The organism is Pseudomonas germanica (assembly GCF_019614655.1).
In the GTDB taxonomy this organism is placed as follows: Bacteria; Pseudomonadota; Gammaproteobacteria; order Pseudomonadales; family Pseudomonadaceae; genus Aquipseudomonas; species Aquipseudomonas neuropathica.
The window spans coordinates 4,169,663-4,186,387 of record NZ_CP071586.1 but is presented as its reverse complement, the minus strand read 5'-3'; the positions used below and the strand labels follow the sequence as shown (position 1 = coordinate 4,186,387).

At 60.7% G+C, this 16,725-nt stretch carries 14 protein-coding genes; 6 read left to right on the top strand and 8 right to left on the bottom strand.

Annotation, left to right across the window (positions count from 1 at the left end; genetic code table 11):
* The first annotated feature begins 57 nt into the window (after positions 1-57).
* Complete coding sequence (locus tag J0G10_RS18325) at positions 58-951, top strand: LysR family transcriptional regulator (RefSeq protein WP_220556414.1); 894 nt, start codon at positions 58-60, stop codon at positions 949-951.
* Positions 952-1,205: 254 nt separating this feature from the next.
* The gene (locus tag J0G10_RS18320; protein ID WP_095047948.1) at positions 1,206-1,991 is read left to right on the top strand and encodes a DeoR/GlpR family DNA-binding transcription regulator; all 786 of its coding nucleotides are present in this window, start codon (positions 1,206-1,208) and stop codon (positions 1,989-1,991) included.
* A 140-nt stretch (positions 1,992-2,131) separates the two neighbouring features.
* Here the strand turns inward: J0G10_RS18320 and J0G10_RS18315 are convergent, their stop codons facing one another.
* The 4 genes from J0G10_RS18315 to J0G10_RS18300 all read right to left on the bottom strand — a co-directional run bounded on the left by J0G10_RS18315 (position 2,132) and on the right by J0G10_RS18300 (position 8,072).
* Positions 2,132-3,415 (bottom strand): NAD(P)/FAD-dependent oxidoreductase, encoded by a 1,284-nt coding sequence (locus tag J0G10_RS18315; protein WP_220556413.1) that lies wholly within the window; start codon positions 3,413-3,415, stop codon positions 2,132-2,134.
* Positions 3,416-3,562: 147 nt separating this feature from the next.
* Positions 3,563-4,927 (bottom strand): glutamine synthetase family protein, encoded by a 1,365-nt coding sequence (locus J0G10_RS18310; protein WP_095047946.1) that lies wholly within the window; start codon positions 4,925-4,927, stop codon positions 3,563-3,565.
* A gap of 408 nt (positions 4,928-5,335) precedes the next feature.
* Positions 5,336-6,679: a chromate efflux transporter gene (gene chrA / locus J0G10_RS18305; protein ID WP_220556412.1), complete on the bottom strand. Its 1,344-nt coding sequence runs from the start codon at positions 6,677-6,679 to the stop codon at positions 5,336-5,338.
* Between the two features lie 493 nt (positions 6,680-7,172).
* Positions 7,173-8,072 (bottom strand): LysR family transcriptional regulator, encoded by a 900-nt coding sequence (locus J0G10_RS18300; protein ID WP_220556411.1) that lies wholly within the window; start codon positions 8,070-8,072, stop codon positions 7,173-7,175.
* Between the two features lie 289 nt (positions 8,073-8,361).
* Between J0G10_RS18300 and moaB the strand changes: the two genes are divergently transcribed.
* The gene (gene moaB, locus J0G10_RS18295; protein ID WP_095047943.1) at positions 8,362-8,901 is read left to right on the top strand and encodes a molybdenum cofactor biosynthesis protein B; all 540 of its coding nucleotides are present in this window, start codon (positions 8,362-8,364) and stop codon (positions 8,899-8,901) included.
* On the top strand, positions 8,898-10,103 hold the full coding sequence (locus J0G10_RS18290) for a molybdopterin molybdotransferase MoeA (protein WP_220556410.1): 1,206 nt from the start codon (positions 8,898-8,900) through the stop codon (positions 10,101-10,103). Before moaB ends, J0G10_RS18290 begins: the two co-directional genes overlap by 4 nt.
* Positions 10,104-10,374: 271 nt before the next feature.
* On the opposite strand, the gene J0G10_RS18285 is transcribed toward J0G10_RS18290, so the two are convergent.
* From J0G10_RS18285 to J0G10_RS18275, 3 genes are all read right to left on the bottom strand, one after another.
* On the bottom strand, positions 10,375-11,271 hold the full coding sequence (locus J0G10_RS18285) for a bestrophin family protein (protein ID WP_095047941.1): 897 nt from the start codon (positions 11,269-11,271) through the stop codon (positions 10,375-10,377).
* Positions 11,272-11,307: 36 nt separating this feature from the next.
* Positions 11,308-12,306, bottom strand: coding sequence for a GTP 3',8-cyclase MoaA (gene moaA / locus J0G10_RS18280; protein ID WP_220556409.1), 999 nt, complete (start codon positions 12,304-12,306; stop codon positions 11,308-11,310).
* A 323-nt stretch (positions 12,307-12,629) separates the two neighbouring features.
* Entirely contained in the window at positions 12,630-13,481 is an 852-nt protein-coding gene (locus J0G10_RS18275) for a CAP domain-containing protein (protein ID WP_220556408.1), read from the bottom strand.
* A gap of 199 nt (positions 13,482-13,680) precedes the next feature.
* Between J0G10_RS18275 and J0G10_RS18270 the strand changes: the two genes are divergently transcribed.
* Positions 13,681-14,301: a cell wall hydrolase gene (locus tag J0G10_RS18270; protein ID WP_220556407.1), complete on the top strand. Its 621-nt coding sequence runs from the start codon at positions 13,681-13,683 to the stop codon at positions 14,299-14,301.
* On the opposite strand, the gene J0G10_RS18265 is transcribed toward J0G10_RS18270, so the two are convergent.
* Complete coding sequence (locus tag J0G10_RS18265) at positions 14,298-15,185, bottom strand: LysR family transcriptional regulator (protein ID WP_095124588.1); 888 nt, start codon at positions 15,183-15,185, stop codon at positions 14,298-14,300. The genes J0G10_RS18270 and J0G10_RS18265 overlap by 4 nt on opposite strands.
* 103 nt (positions 15,186-15,288) lie before the next feature.
* Here J0G10_RS18265 and J0G10_RS18260 point away from each other — a divergent pair, with 103 nt between their 5' ends.
* Positions 15,289-16,701, top strand: a complete 1,413-nt coding sequence (locus tag J0G10_RS18260; protein WP_220556406.1) for an MFS transporter — start codon at positions 15,289-15,291, stop codon at positions 16,699-16,701.
* Positions 16,702-16,725: the final 24 nt, after the last annotated feature.

Genomic DNA, 16,725 nt, shown 5'->3' with positions numbered 1-16,725 from the left:
AGGATCGGCGTTCAACAGGTATATTGGAAATGAATGTCTGATATGTCTGGTATAGCCATGAATAATTTGAGACGACTGGATATCAATCTACTGCTGACCCTCGATGTGTTGCTGTCGGAGCACAACGTCACCCGCGCGGCACAACGGCTGAACCTGTCGCAGCCGTCTGTGAGCGTGCATCTGGCCAAGTTGCGCGACATCTTTGGTGATCCGCTGCTGTTGCCCGGGCCGCGTGGTATGCGCCCGACGGCGCGCGCCGATGAACTGCGTGAACCGTTGCGCGAAGCGTTGGAGGCGTTGGCGAGGGCGGTGGCGCCGGCCAGTGCGTTCGACCCGGCGCAGGCGACGCACACCTGGAAAATCGCCGCGACCGATTACGGCGAGACGACGGTGGTGCTGCCGGCGCTGAACGGCTTGCGCGTACAGGCGCCGGGCACGCGGCTGGCGGTGGTCGATCTGACCCCGGCGCATTTGGTCAAACAGGCCGAGCAGGGTGTATTTGATCTGGCGCTGCACATCAGCGAAGACGCGCCGCCGGAGTTGCATCGGCGGCCGCTGTTCACCGAGCGTTATGTGCTGGCTGGTCGAGTTGGCCATCCGGGATTGAAGTCTGCACCCACACGCAAGCAATTCTGCGCGCTGGAACACGTCATGGTGTCGCGCGAGGGCGGGGGCTTTTTCGGGGTGACCGATCGGGCGTTGGCCGATGTCGGGCTGATGCGCAAAGTGGTGTTGTCGGTGCCGCACTTTCTGATGGCGATGTCGGTGTTGGCCAGCACCGATCTGGTGGCGATGCTGCCGTCACGCCTGGTGCATGGCAACCAGGCGTTGCAAGTGGTCGACGCGCCGCTGGAAGTACCCGGCTACGAGATGGCGATGTTCTGGGGTGAACGTTCGCACCGCGATCCGGCGCACAAATGGTTGCGCGAGCAATTGCTGGCGTCGGTCTGAGGCGCTGTCAGGCGTGGCCGAGGGCAATCGCAAACGACACGACGATCATGCACGCAAACGCAAAATTGAGATTCATGAGGTGTTCATCCTGAGCCTTTTAGAGTGGGGCCATTCTGAACAGGTTGAAAGCAAAGAAAAAATTCGCCTTGTTGATTCCAATGATCGAAACAATTGATACCCCGTCGGTTTGTGTTCGTGCAAGGCTTTCGCTAATCTCGCGAAACCTGCAATTACAAGCACAAACAGGCACAACCATGCACGATCATTCCGCGGCTGAACTACCATCCCTGCGCCGGCAGAAAATCCTCTTGCTCCTCGAACGTGACGGCAAAGTTATGGCGTCCGAGTTGAGTCAGCACTTCGCAGTCTCCGAAGACACCATCCGCCGCGACCTCGCCGAACTGGATAACGCCGGGCTGGTGCAACGCGTGCACGGCGGGGCGCTGCCGCGTCCGAAAGACTCCGGCAAGGACTATTTCACCCGGCTGGACGAGACGGATGAGGTGAAAATCCGCCTGGCGCAACGGGCGGCGCAGGAGATTGAAGACGGGCAGATTGTGCTGTTCGATTCCGGCTCGACCACGTTGCAGGTGGCGCGCTCGTTGCGTGCAGATATCAGTATCACGGCAGTGACGGCTTCACCGATGACGGCGATTGCGCTCTCGGAATTCAAGGGGGTGAAGGTGATTCTCGCCGGCGGCCAGTTGAACCCGCGGACGATGGCGGCGGGAGGGCATGAGGCGCTGCGGCTGCTGGCGGGGATCAAGGCAGATCTGGCGATTACCGGGGTGTGCGCGATTCATCCGGAGATGGGGATTACCTCGCTGCATTTCGATGAAGTGCCGGTGAAGCAGGCGATGCTGGAGGGCGCGACGCGGGTGATTGCGGTGACTTCGGCGGACAAGTTGGGAGCGGTGGAGCCGTTTGTGGTGGCGCCGTGTACGCGCCTGCATACGTTGATTACCGAGCGGCATGTGGCGTCGGGGAGTGTCGAGGATTACCGGCGGTTGGGGATTGTGGTCGAGCAGTTGGCGGATTGAAGTTTTGTAGTGGGGCTGATGGCCTCATCGCTGGCAAGCCAGCTCCCACAGGTTTTTGCGGTGTACATGAAATTTGGGTACGCCACGGACACTGTGGGAGCTGGCTTGCCAGCGATGGGGTCAGCAGGATCAACACAGGCTTAGCGAAGTCGCTCAAGCATCTGGTAATACCACATCCCCGCCGCCAGCAACGGGTTACCCAACAAATCCCCCATCGGCACGCGAATGTGCTGGCACTGGGCAAACGTGTCGAACTGCTCCATCTGCCCAGTGATCGCCCGGCTCATGATTTCGCCCATGATGTGCGTCGTCGCGATGCCGTGCCCCGAGTAGCCCTGGCAGTACCAGACGTTGTCCGAGAGCTTGCCCAGTTGTGGGATGCGGTTGATCACGATGCCCATCGCGCAGCTCCACTGGTAATCGATCTGCACGCCTTTGAGCGCCGGGAAGGTTTGCTCGATGCACGGGCGCAGTTCGGCGGCAATGTCCCGTGAGTCCTTGCCGCTGTAGTTGGCACCGCCACCGAACAACAGGCGGCCGTCGGCGGTGAGGCGGTAGTAGTCGAGCACGAAACGGCAGTCGTACACCGCAAGGTCTTCGGGGTTGATCTGTTTTGCCAGATCGCCCAGTGGCGCGGTGGTGACGATGCCGCCCATGGCCGGGAAAATCTTGCCCTTGAGCTGTCCCGGTTCGAGCTTGTGATAGACGTCGCCGGCGAGCATCACCTGCTTGGCGTCGATCTGGCCGTGGGCGGTTCTTACGCTAGGCGAAGCGCCGTGAATGATCTCCAGCACTTCGCTGTTTTCGAAGATCAGTGCCCCGAGACTTTCCGCCGCCCGCGCTTCACCGATGCACAGGTTGAGCGGGTGCAGATGCATGTTGCGGGTGTTCTTGATTGCGCCGTGGTACAGGTCGCTTTGCAGCAGATCACGTACCTGACTGCGGTCGAGCAGGCTGACCTCATCGCCCAATCCGCGACGCACGGCTTCTTCATAATCCTTACGCAAATCAGTCATGTGGCTGGGTTTGTACGCAGCGTGTAAGTGGCCGTGTTTGAGATCGCATTGAATGCCGTACTTGTCGACGCGTTGCTGGATGATTTCATGTCCGCGCCAGCGCAGGTGCCAGATGAAATCATCGACCTCGTCGCCGAGTTTCGCGCGCATCTGTTTGCGCATCGCACCATCGCCGGAAAGGCTGCCGGTGACTTGTCCGCCGTTGCGCCCGGTGGCGCCCCAGCCGATCTTGTGGCTTTCGACGATGGCGACTTTCAGGCCTTTTTCGGCGAGTTCGACAGCGGTGGCGACGCCGGTGAAGCCGCCGCCGATGATCACCACGTCGACCTTGTGCCGGCCTTGCAGGGTCGGGTAGTTGGTGTCTTGGTTAAGGGTGGCGGTGTAGTAGGAATTGCAGCGTTCGGTCATGTCAGTGTCCACACGAATTCTTAGGTTGTACGCGCTCCCCTGTAGGAGTGAGCCTGCTCGCGATGAGGCCATGTCAGACACATTATTGCTGAATGACACACTGCTATCGCGAGCAGGCTCACTCCTACAGGGGGTAGGGGTGAGTCTTCAGGCCTCGGTGAGATACCAGCGCCAATCCTGCTCACCCACCTCGGCCATGAACTGCCGGTATTCGGCACGTTTCACCGCCAGATACACCCCGAGAAATTCCTGCCCCAAGGCATCCCGTGCCCACACCGAATTCTCCAGCGCCTGCAGCGACGTCAGCCAATCCGTCGGCAGCAATTCCTTCGCCTGCGCATAGCCATTGCCTTCAACCGGTGCACCCGGATCAAGGTCTTCACGAATGCCGCGATGAATCCCGGCAAGGATCGCCGCTGCCGCCAGATACGGGTTGGCATCGGCGCCGCAGATGCGGTGTTCGATGTGCCGGGTATTGGCCGGGCCGCCGGGAACACGCAGGCTGACGGTGCGGTTGTCGACGCCCCAGGTTGGCGCCAACGGTGCATAGCTATTGGCCTGGAAGCGCCGGTACGAGTTGGCGTTCGGGCAGAACAGCAGCAACGAATCGAGTAGCGAGGCGAGCATGCCGCCAATCGCCGTACGCAGCAGCGGGGTGCCGGCCGGGTCTTCCGAGGCAAAGAGGTTACGTCCCTCGCCATCGGCCAGACTCACATGCATGTGCATGCCGGTGCCGGCCAGATCATCGAACGGCTTGGCCATGAACGTTGCCTGCATGCCGTGCTTATGGGCGATGGCTTTGACCAGACGTTTGTAGCGCACGGCTTGGTCCATCGCCTCCAGCGCATCGCCATGTTCAAGGGTGATTTCCACCTGACCCGGCGCGTATTCGGAGATCGCCGTGCGCGCCGGAATGCCGTGCAGTTTGCAGGCGCTGTAGAGGTCGGCGAGGAACGGTTCGATCTGCTCCAGTTCACGCAAACCGTAGACTTGGGTGTGTCGCGGTCGACCGCCGTCCGCGTCCAGTGCCGGTTGCGGGCGGCCGTTGTGATCGCGTTTGGCATCGAGCAAGTAGAACTCCAGTTCGCAGGCCATCACCGGGTGATAACCCTCGGCCTTGAGCCCGTCGATAACCTTGATCAGCAAGTGTCGCGGGTCGGCGATGCTCGCGGGCATGCCCTCGGTCGGATGCATGCTGACCTGCACGGCGGCGGTCGGAATCTTGCGCCATGGCAGGCGTACCAGACTGCCTTCCAGCGGATAGGCACGGCAGTCGATGTCGCCGACATCCCAGACCAGACCGGAGTTTTCGACGTCTTCACCCTGTACGGTCAGGCCGAGGATGGTGCTGGGTAGCGGCCGACCGCTTTGGTACACGGCAAGCAGTTCTTCGCGGTGCAACAGCTTGCCGCGCGGCACGCCGTTGGCGTCGAGGATAAACAGCTCGATCATGTCGATATCGGGGTTCTGTTCAAGGAACAGGCGTGCGTCTTCAATAGCTGCGAATTTCATAACGATCACTCACGATGGCGCCGCACAGGCGCGCAGATTCGGGCCGGACACGACGCGACAAAAAGGCGTAGGTGTCCTGGCAGGGATATCAAGAAGTAGGGGACTGTCGCGGTTCTTTAACGGGCGCGATCAGACAGACCGGGCGATATCCGGCGGGCGTGCGGAGTGACGCAGCTTGGAACGGCGCAGGGCCATGGGGAGATTGACGATACGATTCATACGCCGCCCCTGTGAGAGAGGGCGCGCAGGGTAGAGACGTTCAACGATTCTGGTTGTTTTAGTGACGTACTCATAACGCGTGTTTCCGTTGGCGGAAAACGTCGGTGGCGGGCTGAGCCGCCGACCGGTGTGCCCGGATAGTAAGGGGGAATTCGCGGGCGTGTAAACGGGAGATTCGCGGGCCAAAGTTCAGCGCATCAGGTGAAAGCCCAGCCCGGCGAGGGCGCAAACGATCAACACACTGATCACGCCGCGTTTGAAAACGAACAAAGCCAATGCTGCCGCCACCGCCAGCATCAGCGAAAACACATCCAGCGCCCCAGCAAAACCATTCGGCCAGAACACGTGGTAGGCGAAAAAACACGCCAGGTTCAGAATCACCCCGACCACGGCAGCGGTGATCGCCGTCAGCGGTGCGGTGAACTTCAGTTCGTTGTGCGTCGATTCCACCAACGGCCCGCCGGCGAGGATGAACAGAAACGAGGGCAGGAAGGTGAACCAGGTCACCAACGTTGCCGCCAGCGCCCCGGCGGCAAAGGCATGTTCGGGGCCGAACGCCGGTTGCACGTAGGCACCGACGAAACCGACAAACGCCACCACCATGATCAGCGGGCCCGGCGTGGTTTCGCCGAGGGCGAGGCCGTCGATCATCTGCGTTGCCGTCAACCAGCCGTAATGCCCGACGGCGCCCTGATAGACGTAAGGCAGCACCGCGTAAGCGCCGCCAAAGGTAAGCAGCGCAGCTTTGGTGAAGAACCAGGCCATTTGCGTGAACGTGCCGTCCCAGTCAAATAGTGCAGTCAGTATCGCCATGGGCAAACACCACAGCGCGGCGCCGACCGACAGCAGCCGCAGCAACCTCGCAAGGCTGAAACGGGCATGTTCGGGGGCCGGTGTATCGTCGTCGATCAACGCCGGGCCGAAGGATTTCTCGCTGTTGCGCGCGCCGCCGTTGCTGAATCGTTGCGGCGCGAATCGTCCGCCCAGATAGCCGATCAGCGCGGCCCCGAGGACGATCAAAGGGAAGGGCACATTGAAGGCGAAAATCGCCACAAACGACGCCCCGGCAATCGCCCATAGCCAGGCATTCTTCAGGGCGCGCGAGCCGATGCGATGCGCAGCGTGCAACACAATCGCGGTGATTGCCGGTTTGATCCCGTAAAACACTCCGGCCACCGCCGGCACGTCACCGAACGCGACGTACAGCCACGACAAGCCAATCAGAATGAACAACGACGGCAGCACAAACAACGCACCGGCGATGATACCGCCCCAGGTGCGATGCAGCAGCCAGCCGATGTACGTCGCCAATTGCTGAGCCTCGGGGCCAGGCAGCAACATGCAGTAGTTGAGCGCGTGCAGAAAACGCTTTTCAGAGATCCAGCGTCGGCGCTCGACCAACTCCTGATGCATGATCGCGATCTGCCCGGCCGGGCCGCCGAAACCGATGCAGCCGAGTTTCAGCCAGAAGCGCCAGGCCTGGCGCAGGGTGACGGGATCGGGGCGGGGCAGGTTGTTCGGCGCTGTGCTCAAGCGAGACTCCGGGTTGAATCCTGGCGGAGCGGCTATCTAATCAGACTTTCAACCCTCACCCCAGCCCTCTCCCGAAGGGAGAGGGAGCCGACCGAGGTGTCTGGTGTTATCCATCGACCTGGAAGATCGAGTCGATTATGGATTGGGTCTTCAGCCAGACGCCTGAGGACGAGCGGCCGGCCAGCTACTCAGAGAGAGATAGCGTACCGAGGTAATTTGCGTTTCACATCGACCTTGAAAGGTTTGGTCGGTCATGGATTCACCACAATTCTTTCACGTCGGCGTACTTCTGCAATATCCCCCAATCAGTCCCCTCTCCCTTGGGGAGAGGGCTAGGGTGAGGGGCTTTTGCTTTTCAGGCGTGCGCCAGACTCCTGCGCAACGCCGCACCTCGATCACTCGCGCGCGCCTCGACCCGATGCACAATCTGCAGTCCTAACAGCGGCCGTCTTCGCGAGCCTGCTCGCGAAGACGGCCTGACATTCAACACCATTTATTCGGTAGAAACCTCTACCCCAAACAACTTCCGCGCCTCGGCAAAACACTTCTCGGCAATCGCCGAGCGCGGTTCGGTCTTGCGCATCACCAGGCCCAGCGGCGCGAGCACGCTGGCATCCGGCAACTGCATGAACGACAGGTGCTCGATCGGCTCTTCCAGGCCACTGTCCAGCGGCATGATCGCGCAGCAGAAGCCTTGGTGAATCGCCTGCAATAGCTGATAGGTTGAGTCGCTTTCCATGATCGGCTGCGGACTGAGTCCACGGCTGCGGAAGCTCAAGTCGATGGATTTACGGTAATGCATGCCGGCGGTGATCATCCCCAGCGGCAGTTCGGCGGCGTCTTCCCAGCTCATTTGCGAGCCTTCGAACTGGAAGTGGCGGTTGTCGTAGAGCAGACCGACACGGGTTTCGCCGATCTCGAAAAACTCGAAATAGTTCGGGTTGACGTGATCCAAATAGCACACGCCCAGATCGAGCTGATTGTTGCCCAGCCGGGCGATGATCTCGTCAGAACTGAGCGACGATAGACTGAACTTCAACTCCGGATACGTCCCCGACAAACCCTGAATGTAATTGACCGGGTTGAAGCTGCTCAGCGGCACCAAGCCCAGACGCAAGCTACCCACCAGTTGCCCGCGACACGCCGCCGCTTCGGCGAACAAACCGTCATGGGCCGCGAGCAAGGTGCGTGCCCACGCCAATACGCGCTCGCCGGCCTGGGTGAAACCTTCAAAACGCTGGCCACGGTTGACCAGCACCAGATCCAGCTCGTCTTCCAGATTGCGCAGGCGCATCGACAACGTCGGTTGGGTGATGTGGCAGCGTGCGGCGGCCTGGCCGAAGTGTCGGGTTTCGTCCAGCGCGATCAGGAACTTGAGTTGTTTGATGTCCACGATGGCACCTGCTTGATGGGGATTTTTTGATTGAGTAGTAACGCAGATGCGCGTGGCGCACGAAAAGCGCAGGTTGCGACGATCTCATCTGAACAGTTGTTCGTCCAATCAGAAGTGCTTGAAGGACTATCGATCAGCTCTATAAGGCCCGGTTTTACTGGCATGCAACAACGTGAAAGGCACCGATAGAGGCGGTCGATAATGTGGTTGGCCGGAGTGATTAGACACTGCTCATAAGTGGCACTTAGGCTGCTCAGCAATGTTGATTAAATGCTGCCGGAGAACTGCCATGAGCGCAAAAGCCGATGCCCTGTTTGTCCCCCTGAATATTGCCGTGCTGACGGTCAGCGATACTCGCGATTACGCCAGCGATACCTCCGGCCAGTTGCTCGTCAGTCGTTTGCTGGAAGCCGGGCACACCTTGAGCGAGCGCAACTTGCTCAAGGATGATCTGTACAAGATCCGCGCGCAGGTCGCCCAGTGGATCGCCGACGAAGGTATTCAGGTCGTGCTGATCACTGGTGGCACCGGATTTACCGGTCGCGACAGCACGCCGGAAGCGGTGGCCTGTCTGTTCGATAAACACATTGACGGCTTCGGCGAACTGTTCCGGGCGATTTCGATTCTGGATATCGGTACGTCCACAGTGCAAAGCCGTGCGCTGGCCGGGCTGTCGAACGGCACGTTGGTGTGCTGCCTGCCCGGTTCGACCGGCGCCTGTCGCACCGCGTGGGAAGGCATTCTTGCCGAACAACTGGATAACCGTCATCGCCCGTGCAACTTCGTCCCGCACCTGAAAGCCGTGCAAGCCTGTGGGCCACGCGGATGAGCAAGGCACCGCTGATGCCGGTCGAGGACGCTCTCGACCAATTGCTCGGCATGGCCAATGAGCAACGTCTGGCCGACAGCGAACTGCTGGCGCTCGACGATGCGCGTGGGCGGGTGCTGGCCAGTGATCTGCTGGCGACACTCGACTTGCCGCCGTGGCCGAACAGCGCCATGGATGGTTACGCGCTCAATCTCGCCGATCTGCACCGACAGCCGCTGAAGGTCTCGCAAAAGGTTTACGCCGGGCAGGCGCCGGACACGTTGCTGCCCGGCACCTGCGCACGGATTTTTACCGGCGCACCGCTGCCGCCCGGCGCTACCTGCGTCGAGATGCAGGAGAACGTCGAAGTGCTGGAGGACAGCCGCGTGTGCTTCTTGCAGCCACTGAAAGCGGGGCAGAACATCCGCGCGCAAGGTCAGGAAAATCGCGTCGGCGACATCCTGCTGCGCGCCGGCAAACGCCTTGGACCGTTCGAACTGGCGGTCGCCGCCGGGCAAGGGCTGGCGCAACTGCACGTGGTGCGTCGCCCGCGTGTGGCGCTGCTGTCGACCGGTGATGAACTGGTCGAGCCGGGTCAGCCGTTGCGCCCCGGCAGTATCTACAACAGCAACCGCGTATTGCTCGGCCACTGGTTGCGGGAGCTGGGCTGCGAAGTGATCGACGCCGGCATCCTCCCGGATCGACCGGCGCAGACGCGGCTCAAACTTGAGCAACTGCAAGTGAGCGCTGATCTGATTCTGACTACGGGTGGCGTGTCTGCCGGTGATGCCGATTGCCTCGGACAGGTACTACGCGACAACGGCAAACCGCTGTTGTGGAAACTGGCGATCAAGCCTGGCAAACCGCTGACGGTCGGGCATTTCGGCACGGTGCCGGTAATAGGTTTGCCGGGCAACCCGACCTCGGCGCTGGTGACGTTCGGGTTGTTGGCACGGCCGTATCTGCTGCGCATACAAGGCGTGGAAGATCTCATGCCGCTGAGCTTCACAGTCAACGCGGGTTTCGATTGGCACAAGGCTGGCGGCCGTCGTGAATACCTGCGGGTGAAGCTGGAAGCGGGGCGAGCGGTGCTCTATCCGAATCAAAGCTCCGGCGTCCTGCTCGGCGCGACCTGGGCCGATGGCCTGGTGGAAATCCCCGAGAACAGCACGCACAACCTCGGGGACCCGCTGCGCTTTATTCCCTTCAACGAACTGTTCTGACCTCAACACCAATCAAAACTGTGGGAGCTGGCTTGCCAGCGATGGTGGCAGGTCAGTTGGCGTTGATGTTGGCTGATACGGCCTCATCGCTGGCAAGCCAGCTCCCACAATGATTTGAGGTGATGCTTGATGTTGAGGATGTACACAGAACCTGTGGGAGCTGGCTTGCCAGCGATGGCGGCAGGTCAGTTGGCGTTGATGTTGGCTGATACGGCCTCATCGCTGGCAAGCCAGCTCCCACAGGGTTTTGAGGTGTCTGGAGAGCTAAGGATCAGCTCAGCACATAGTCCACAGGCTTCAGCGCCGGGGGGACTTCTGCGCCAAGCTCAGCGAGGATATCGCGTTCGATGGTGCGCACCAGCGCATCGGTTGGCAGGTCGTTTTCATCGCGGCCGAAGGGGTCTTCCAGTTCATCGGCAATCGCATCCAGGCCAAAGAACGTGTAGCTGACAATCGCCGTGAACAACGGTGTCAGCCAGCCCAGCGGTTCGGCCATGGCGAACGGCAGCAGGATGCAGAACAAGTAAATCGTCCGGTGTAGCAACAGCGTGTAAGGAAACGGCAGCGGCGTGGTCTTGATCCTTTCGCACACCGCTTGCGCCTGGGTCAGGCTGGTCAGGTGATTGGCCAGCAGCATGTAGCGCCACTCAGTCAGTTCACCGTTCTGATGCAGATCGGAACACTGCTGGCCGACCGTTTGCAAAATGCGCCCGCTGTAATCCGGCGTCTGCGGATCAGGTTTGGGAATGATCCATTGGCTACTGGCGTCCGCTTCACTTTCCTTGCGCAACCGCGCGTTCAGCGCATGAGCAAAGCCACACAGATTAAGCAGCAACGGCTTGCGTTCAGCCGATTCACGAATCACATGGGTTTCGCGAATCACCGAGCGAATGTGCACGATCACCTCGCCCCAGGCTTTACGAGCTTCATACCAACGGTCATAGCAGGCGTTGTTGCGAAAACTCATGAAGATCGACAGCGACAAACCGAGCAAGGTAAACGGCGTGGCATTGACCTTGGTGAAGTTGCTCGGATGGAGGATTTCCACCAGGACGATGGCCGAGGCGAGCAGGGTGACCATCAACGTGCGCATGGCGATGCGCTTGGCAATCGAACCCTTGAGGGTGAAGAGAATGGCGAACTGGTTGACCTTGGGTCTGATGATCATGCTGTGCGGTTCCGATAACCGATGAAACTGGCGGGATCAGCCGCCGGTCATGTTCATGAAGCGCACGACCTGAACGTCGTCGTTCACTTCGAAATTGTGCCGATACGGCTTGAGCTTCATCGCCTCGATGATGGCTTTCTCCAGCCGCTGCGGTTGCCCCGGATGCGCACGCAGCACCGCTTTCAGATCCACCGAATGCTCGTTACCCAGACACAGTAGCAGGCGCCCTTCGACGGTGAGGCGCACACGGTTGCAGGTGCCACAAAAGTTGTGGCTGTGCGGTGAGATAAAACCCAGGCGAATCTCCGGTGCCTCGGCCAGCCGCCAGTAGCGCGACGGGCCTTGAGTCGATTCTGCCGAGTCGATCAGGGTGTAGCGCTCGGCGATTTTTTCGCGCACCTGCGCGCTGGAGAAAAACGACTCTGCGCGACTGTGTTCACTGATGATCCCCAGCGGCATCTCTTCGATGAAAGAGACGTCGAGCTGACGATCAATGGCGAAGCTGACCAGATCGTTGATCTCCTCATCGTTACGGCCCTGCATCACCACGACGTTGAGTTTAGTGCGGGTAAAACCGGCCTTGCGCGCGGCATCGATGCCGTTGATCACCTGCGTCAGATCGCCCGTGCGGGTCATCTGTTTAAAGCGCTGCGGATCGAGGCTGTCGAGGCTGATGTTCAGGCGCTTGACCCCAGCGTCGAACAGCGGCGCGGCGAGTTTGCCCAGTTGTGAACCGTTGGTGGTCATGCACAACTCGCGCAGGCCGGGCAGGGCGGCGATCTGCTCGCACAGCTTGACCACGCCCGGACGGATCAGCGGCTCACCACCAGTGAGACGAATCTTGCGTGTGCCGAGGACAACGAAGCTCTGCGCCAGTTGATAGATCTCTTCCAGCGTCAGCACTTGCTGGCGTGGCAGAAACTGCATGTCTTCGGCCATGCAATAGACGCAGCGGAAATCGCAGCGGTCGGTCACCGACATGCGCAGATAGTCGACGCGGCGGTTGTAACCATCGATCAAGACACGCTCTGACAAGGAAGCCTCGCAGGAATGAAAACCGCTGTGGAAAGAGTGGGGGCAACGTAGGTTATGGGCAGCGTTCCATGGCGTCCAATCACTGTTAGTGACTGATCGATTGACGCCATCGATGACCCGAGTTTTGAGTATCACAGATCATGGATACACCGCTTAGCACTGAGGGAGCTGTGTTGGCCGAGAATGACGGGGATTGCACCGATCACTGTGGGAGCGAGCTTGCTCGCGAAGGCGTCAGGTTAGACAATGTTGATGTTGAATGTACTGGCCTCTTCGCGAGCAAGCTCGCTCCCACAGGGGAAGGTGGTGAACTTGAGAGCGGCTTATTGAGCGCCAAACATCGCGGTCCAGTAGATGCCGGCGCTGCTTTTCGGGTCGGTCGCGTAGGCGGCGCCGAGTTCCTGGTATTGCGGGTTCATCAGGTTGGCGCAGTGGCCGGGACTGGCGAGCCAGCCTTCGACGACTTTGTGCACGGTGTCTTGTCCGGCGGCGATGTTTTCGCCGACCAGTTGGCCACTGTAGCCGGCGAGTTCCGCGCGATCGCCCGGGGTACGGCCGTCGCGGTCCTTGTGGTCGAGGTAATTGTTGTTGGCCATGTCGCGGCTGTGATCCTGAGAGATCGTGCCCAGCGTCGCGTTCCAGGCCAGCGGTGCGGCAGCGGCGAACGCCTGACCGCCACACTGACGCGCCTGGCTGCGCGCGGCATTGAGCTCACTGAGCAACTTCTGCCCCTCACTTTGCGCATCCCCCAGCTTGGCCGACAGCAGCGGCCGCGCTAACACGATGCGCCAGTCACGATCATCGCGGCTGACACCGACATCGACGAACTGCGGATCAAGCACCACCTGACAGAAACTTTCCTGAATCGCCTTCATCGCCGACGCCGCATCGCGCGGGCCGTTGAGCGTGATCGCCTGCACATTGACCATCGGGTAGCTGGCGCTGGCCATGGCTTGTTGCAGATCGACAGCACCGCTGGCGCGTAATCTCAGCCGGGGATCAGCCGACAGCGGTGGCAGTTCATTCGATGCCTGCGACCCGCAACGCTGTGGCTGGCTGCGGTAGCTGTTGATCGACTCGATCAATTGCGACTCATCGCCAGCCAGCGCCGGAATGGCAAACATAACGCCCACGGACAAAGCGGCAAGACGCAGAACGAATGGCATGAAGCGCATGGAAATCTCCCTTGAGCTGAATGCGCCCATGATGCGCGAAAGGCCCCCGGTGAGTGCAATGTCTTTTTTCTTCATTCAGCGGTTTTTCTGCGCAACTTTGTCTCTGGGTTTGCCGTCTACACTCACCGAAGACCCCGGGATACGGGTGTCTCCCCGACGTAACACCTTGCCCGACTCGGGCGCTGCCGGAAGAACAGACATGGGATTGAAAGGCTGGGCGGGTTGTCTCGTATTCACCCTGTTGGCAGGCTCTGCATGGGCCACCGATCAGGCCCCGATCAAAGCGAAGGCTGAAGAAAAAGCCCAAGTGCTGGAAGAGAAAGCGGCGGACAAGGTTAGCGCCGCACCGGCACCGAAAGCCGAAGCCATCACCCCGACCGAAGTGCAAGCGGTCGACCCGGCCGGCGCGGCGCCGCTGGACGATCCGATCACTTGCCTGGCGCGCAGTATCTATTGGGAAGCCAAAGGCAAAGACACGCTGGAAATGGAAGCGGTGGCCAGTGTGGTGATGAATCGCCTCGGCCACGAAGGTTTCCCCGACACGGTGTGCGCTGTCGTCAAACAAGGTTCGGAAACCAAGAGCTGCCAGTTTTCCTGGTGGTGTGACGGGCGTTCGGATCAGGTCAAGGAAGATGCCGAATACACGCTGGCCAAGGATATCGCCCGCAAAGCGCTGAACCGCCAGCTCAAGGATCGCACCAACGGCGCGCTGTATTTCCACGACCGCAATGTGCATCCGAGCTGGGCCAAGGAATATCGCAAGACCGCTGAAACGAAAAAATTTCTCTTCTACAAACCTGCCGGTGGCGACGCGCGCTAAGCGCAGACCTGCCGCACACAATCACGCAACCAGCGATGCGCCGGGTCAGCGTCCATGCGCGGGTGCCAGAGCATCGACACGCTGATGTCCGGCATCGCGAAGGGCAGGGCGAAACTGTGCAGGCCCGTGCGCAGTTTGCTGGTATGACGCTGCGGGACCGTGGCGATCAGGTCTGACTCACGCACCAGCGTCAGCGCCGCCGAGAATCCACCGAACGAGGTGACGATGTCCCGCGTCAGACCGAGCGCGAGTAACGCTTCGTCTACTGGTCCGCTGCTGCGCCCGCGTCGTGAAATGAGAATGTGCTCGCCGCCGGCAAAGCGCCTGCTGGTGATTTTTCCCGAACGCAAGGCATGCCCCTCTCGAACCACACCGATCCATTGATCCTGAAACAGGATGCGGCTGTGCAGCGTCGGATCGGTGCTGTCATCGACCACGCCGGTTTCCAAATCGACGCGGCCTTCGCGCAGCGGCGTGCTGTCCTTGTCGGCTTTTTGCACAAAGCGCAGGCGTACATCGGGCGCTTCTGCAGCGATACGCGCGAGCAGGGCAGCGGCGAAGGTTTCAACAAAGCCGTCGGTGTTGCGCAGGGTGAAGGTGCGTTGCAAGCGGCGCGGGTCGAGCACCTCGGCAGGGCGTAAAACCGCCTCGGCTTCCTGCACCAGATGACTGACCCGCTCGCGCAATTCGAGTGCGCGCGGCGTTGGCACCAGGCCACGACCTGCTCGCACCAGCAAGGGATCCCCGGTGGTTTCGCGCAAACGGGCGAGGGCGCGACTCATGGCCGACGGGCTCAATCGCAGGCATTTGGCGGCGCGGGCGACGCTGCCTTCGCGGAGCAAGACGTCGAGGGTGATCAGCAGGTTCAGATCCGGGGTGGTCATAACATGGCGTTCCATGCAGGTATTGAGTGCAAAGCATGCGTCTTGCGCCGTGTGTTGTCGAGGCTCAGGCTTTGACGCATCACCTTTGCACTGTGAGCCTGCCATGCCCCAAGAACCTCTGAGCACTCCCGCCCGCTGGGCGCTGACCAGTCTGGCCTTGTCGATGTTGATGCCTTCCCTGGACACCAGCATCGCCAACGCCGGCTTGCCGATCCTCGCGACGGCGTTCGAGGCGACGTTTCAACAGGTGCAATGGATCGTGCTCGCTTACCTGTTGGCGATCACCACGTTGATCGTCAGCGTCGGGCGTCTGGGCGATGGTTTTGGTCGACGTCGACTGCTGTTGATCGGGATCGGCATTTTCACCAGCGCTTCGTTGGCCTGTGCGCTGGCTCCCGGACTGGGTTGGCTGATCGGCGCACGGGCGGTGCAAGGCGTCGGCGCGGCGATCATGTTCGCTTTGACAGTGGCGTTGGTGGCCGATGCGGTGCCGAAGACGCGGGCAGGCAGTGCGATGGGCTTGCTGGCGACGATGTCGGCGACGGGCACCAGTCTTGGGCCGTCGCTGGGTGGGTTGTTGATGACGCATGTCGGCTGGCAGGCGATTTTCCTGCTCAACGTGCCGCTGGGCTTGCTCAATGTCTGGCTGGTGTATCGCTTTCTGCCGGTGGATCGCGCAGCAGGGCCGCGAGTGACGTTCGATTATTCTGGCAGCGCGGTGCTGGTCTTCACGCTGGCGGCCTATGCGCTGGCAATGACGCAGGAAGGTTTCATGTTGCCGTTGCTGCTGGCCAGCTTGGGCGGCGCGGGCTTGTTCTTCATGATCGAGAAGAAGGCCAAGGCGCCGCTGATACGCTTGTCACTGTTCGCTGACCGGCGATTGAGCAGCAGCCTGGCGCTGACCTTGCTGGTGACGACCGTGATGATGACCACGCTGGTGGTGGGACCGTTTTACCTGAGTCGCGGATTGGGCCTCAGCAGTGCAGTGGTCGGCTTAGCGTTATCGCTCGGGCCGTTGTTGTCTGCGTTTGGCGGTGTGCCGGCCGGGCGTCTGGTGGACCGCTTCGGCGCGCGGCGCATCGTGCCGGGCGCGTTACTCGCCATGGCCTGCGGTTGTGGCTTGTTGGCGCTGTTGCCGATGAGTCTGGGGTTGCCCGCCTATTTGCTGTCGATTGCAGTGGTCGCCGTCGGCTATGCGCTGTTTCAGGCGGCGAACAACACCGGGTTGATGGCCGGAGTTCGTCAGGAGCAACGCGGTGTGGTTTCGGCGATGCTTGGATTGGCACGTAATCTGGGGTTGATCACCGGGGCGGCTGTGATGGGTGCAGTGTTTGCGCTGGCGGCGGGCGATCCGACTCAGGCCCCTGCAACCGCCATTGCCAGCGGCTTGCACATCACTTTTGGCGTCGCGGTGGCATTGATGGCTATGGCTTTGATCATAAGCCGAGCGCAGTTCAACTGTAGGAGTGAGCCTGCTCGCGATAGCGGTGTGTCAGTTAATGAGGATGTTGGCTGAACCACCGCTATCGCGAGCAGGCTC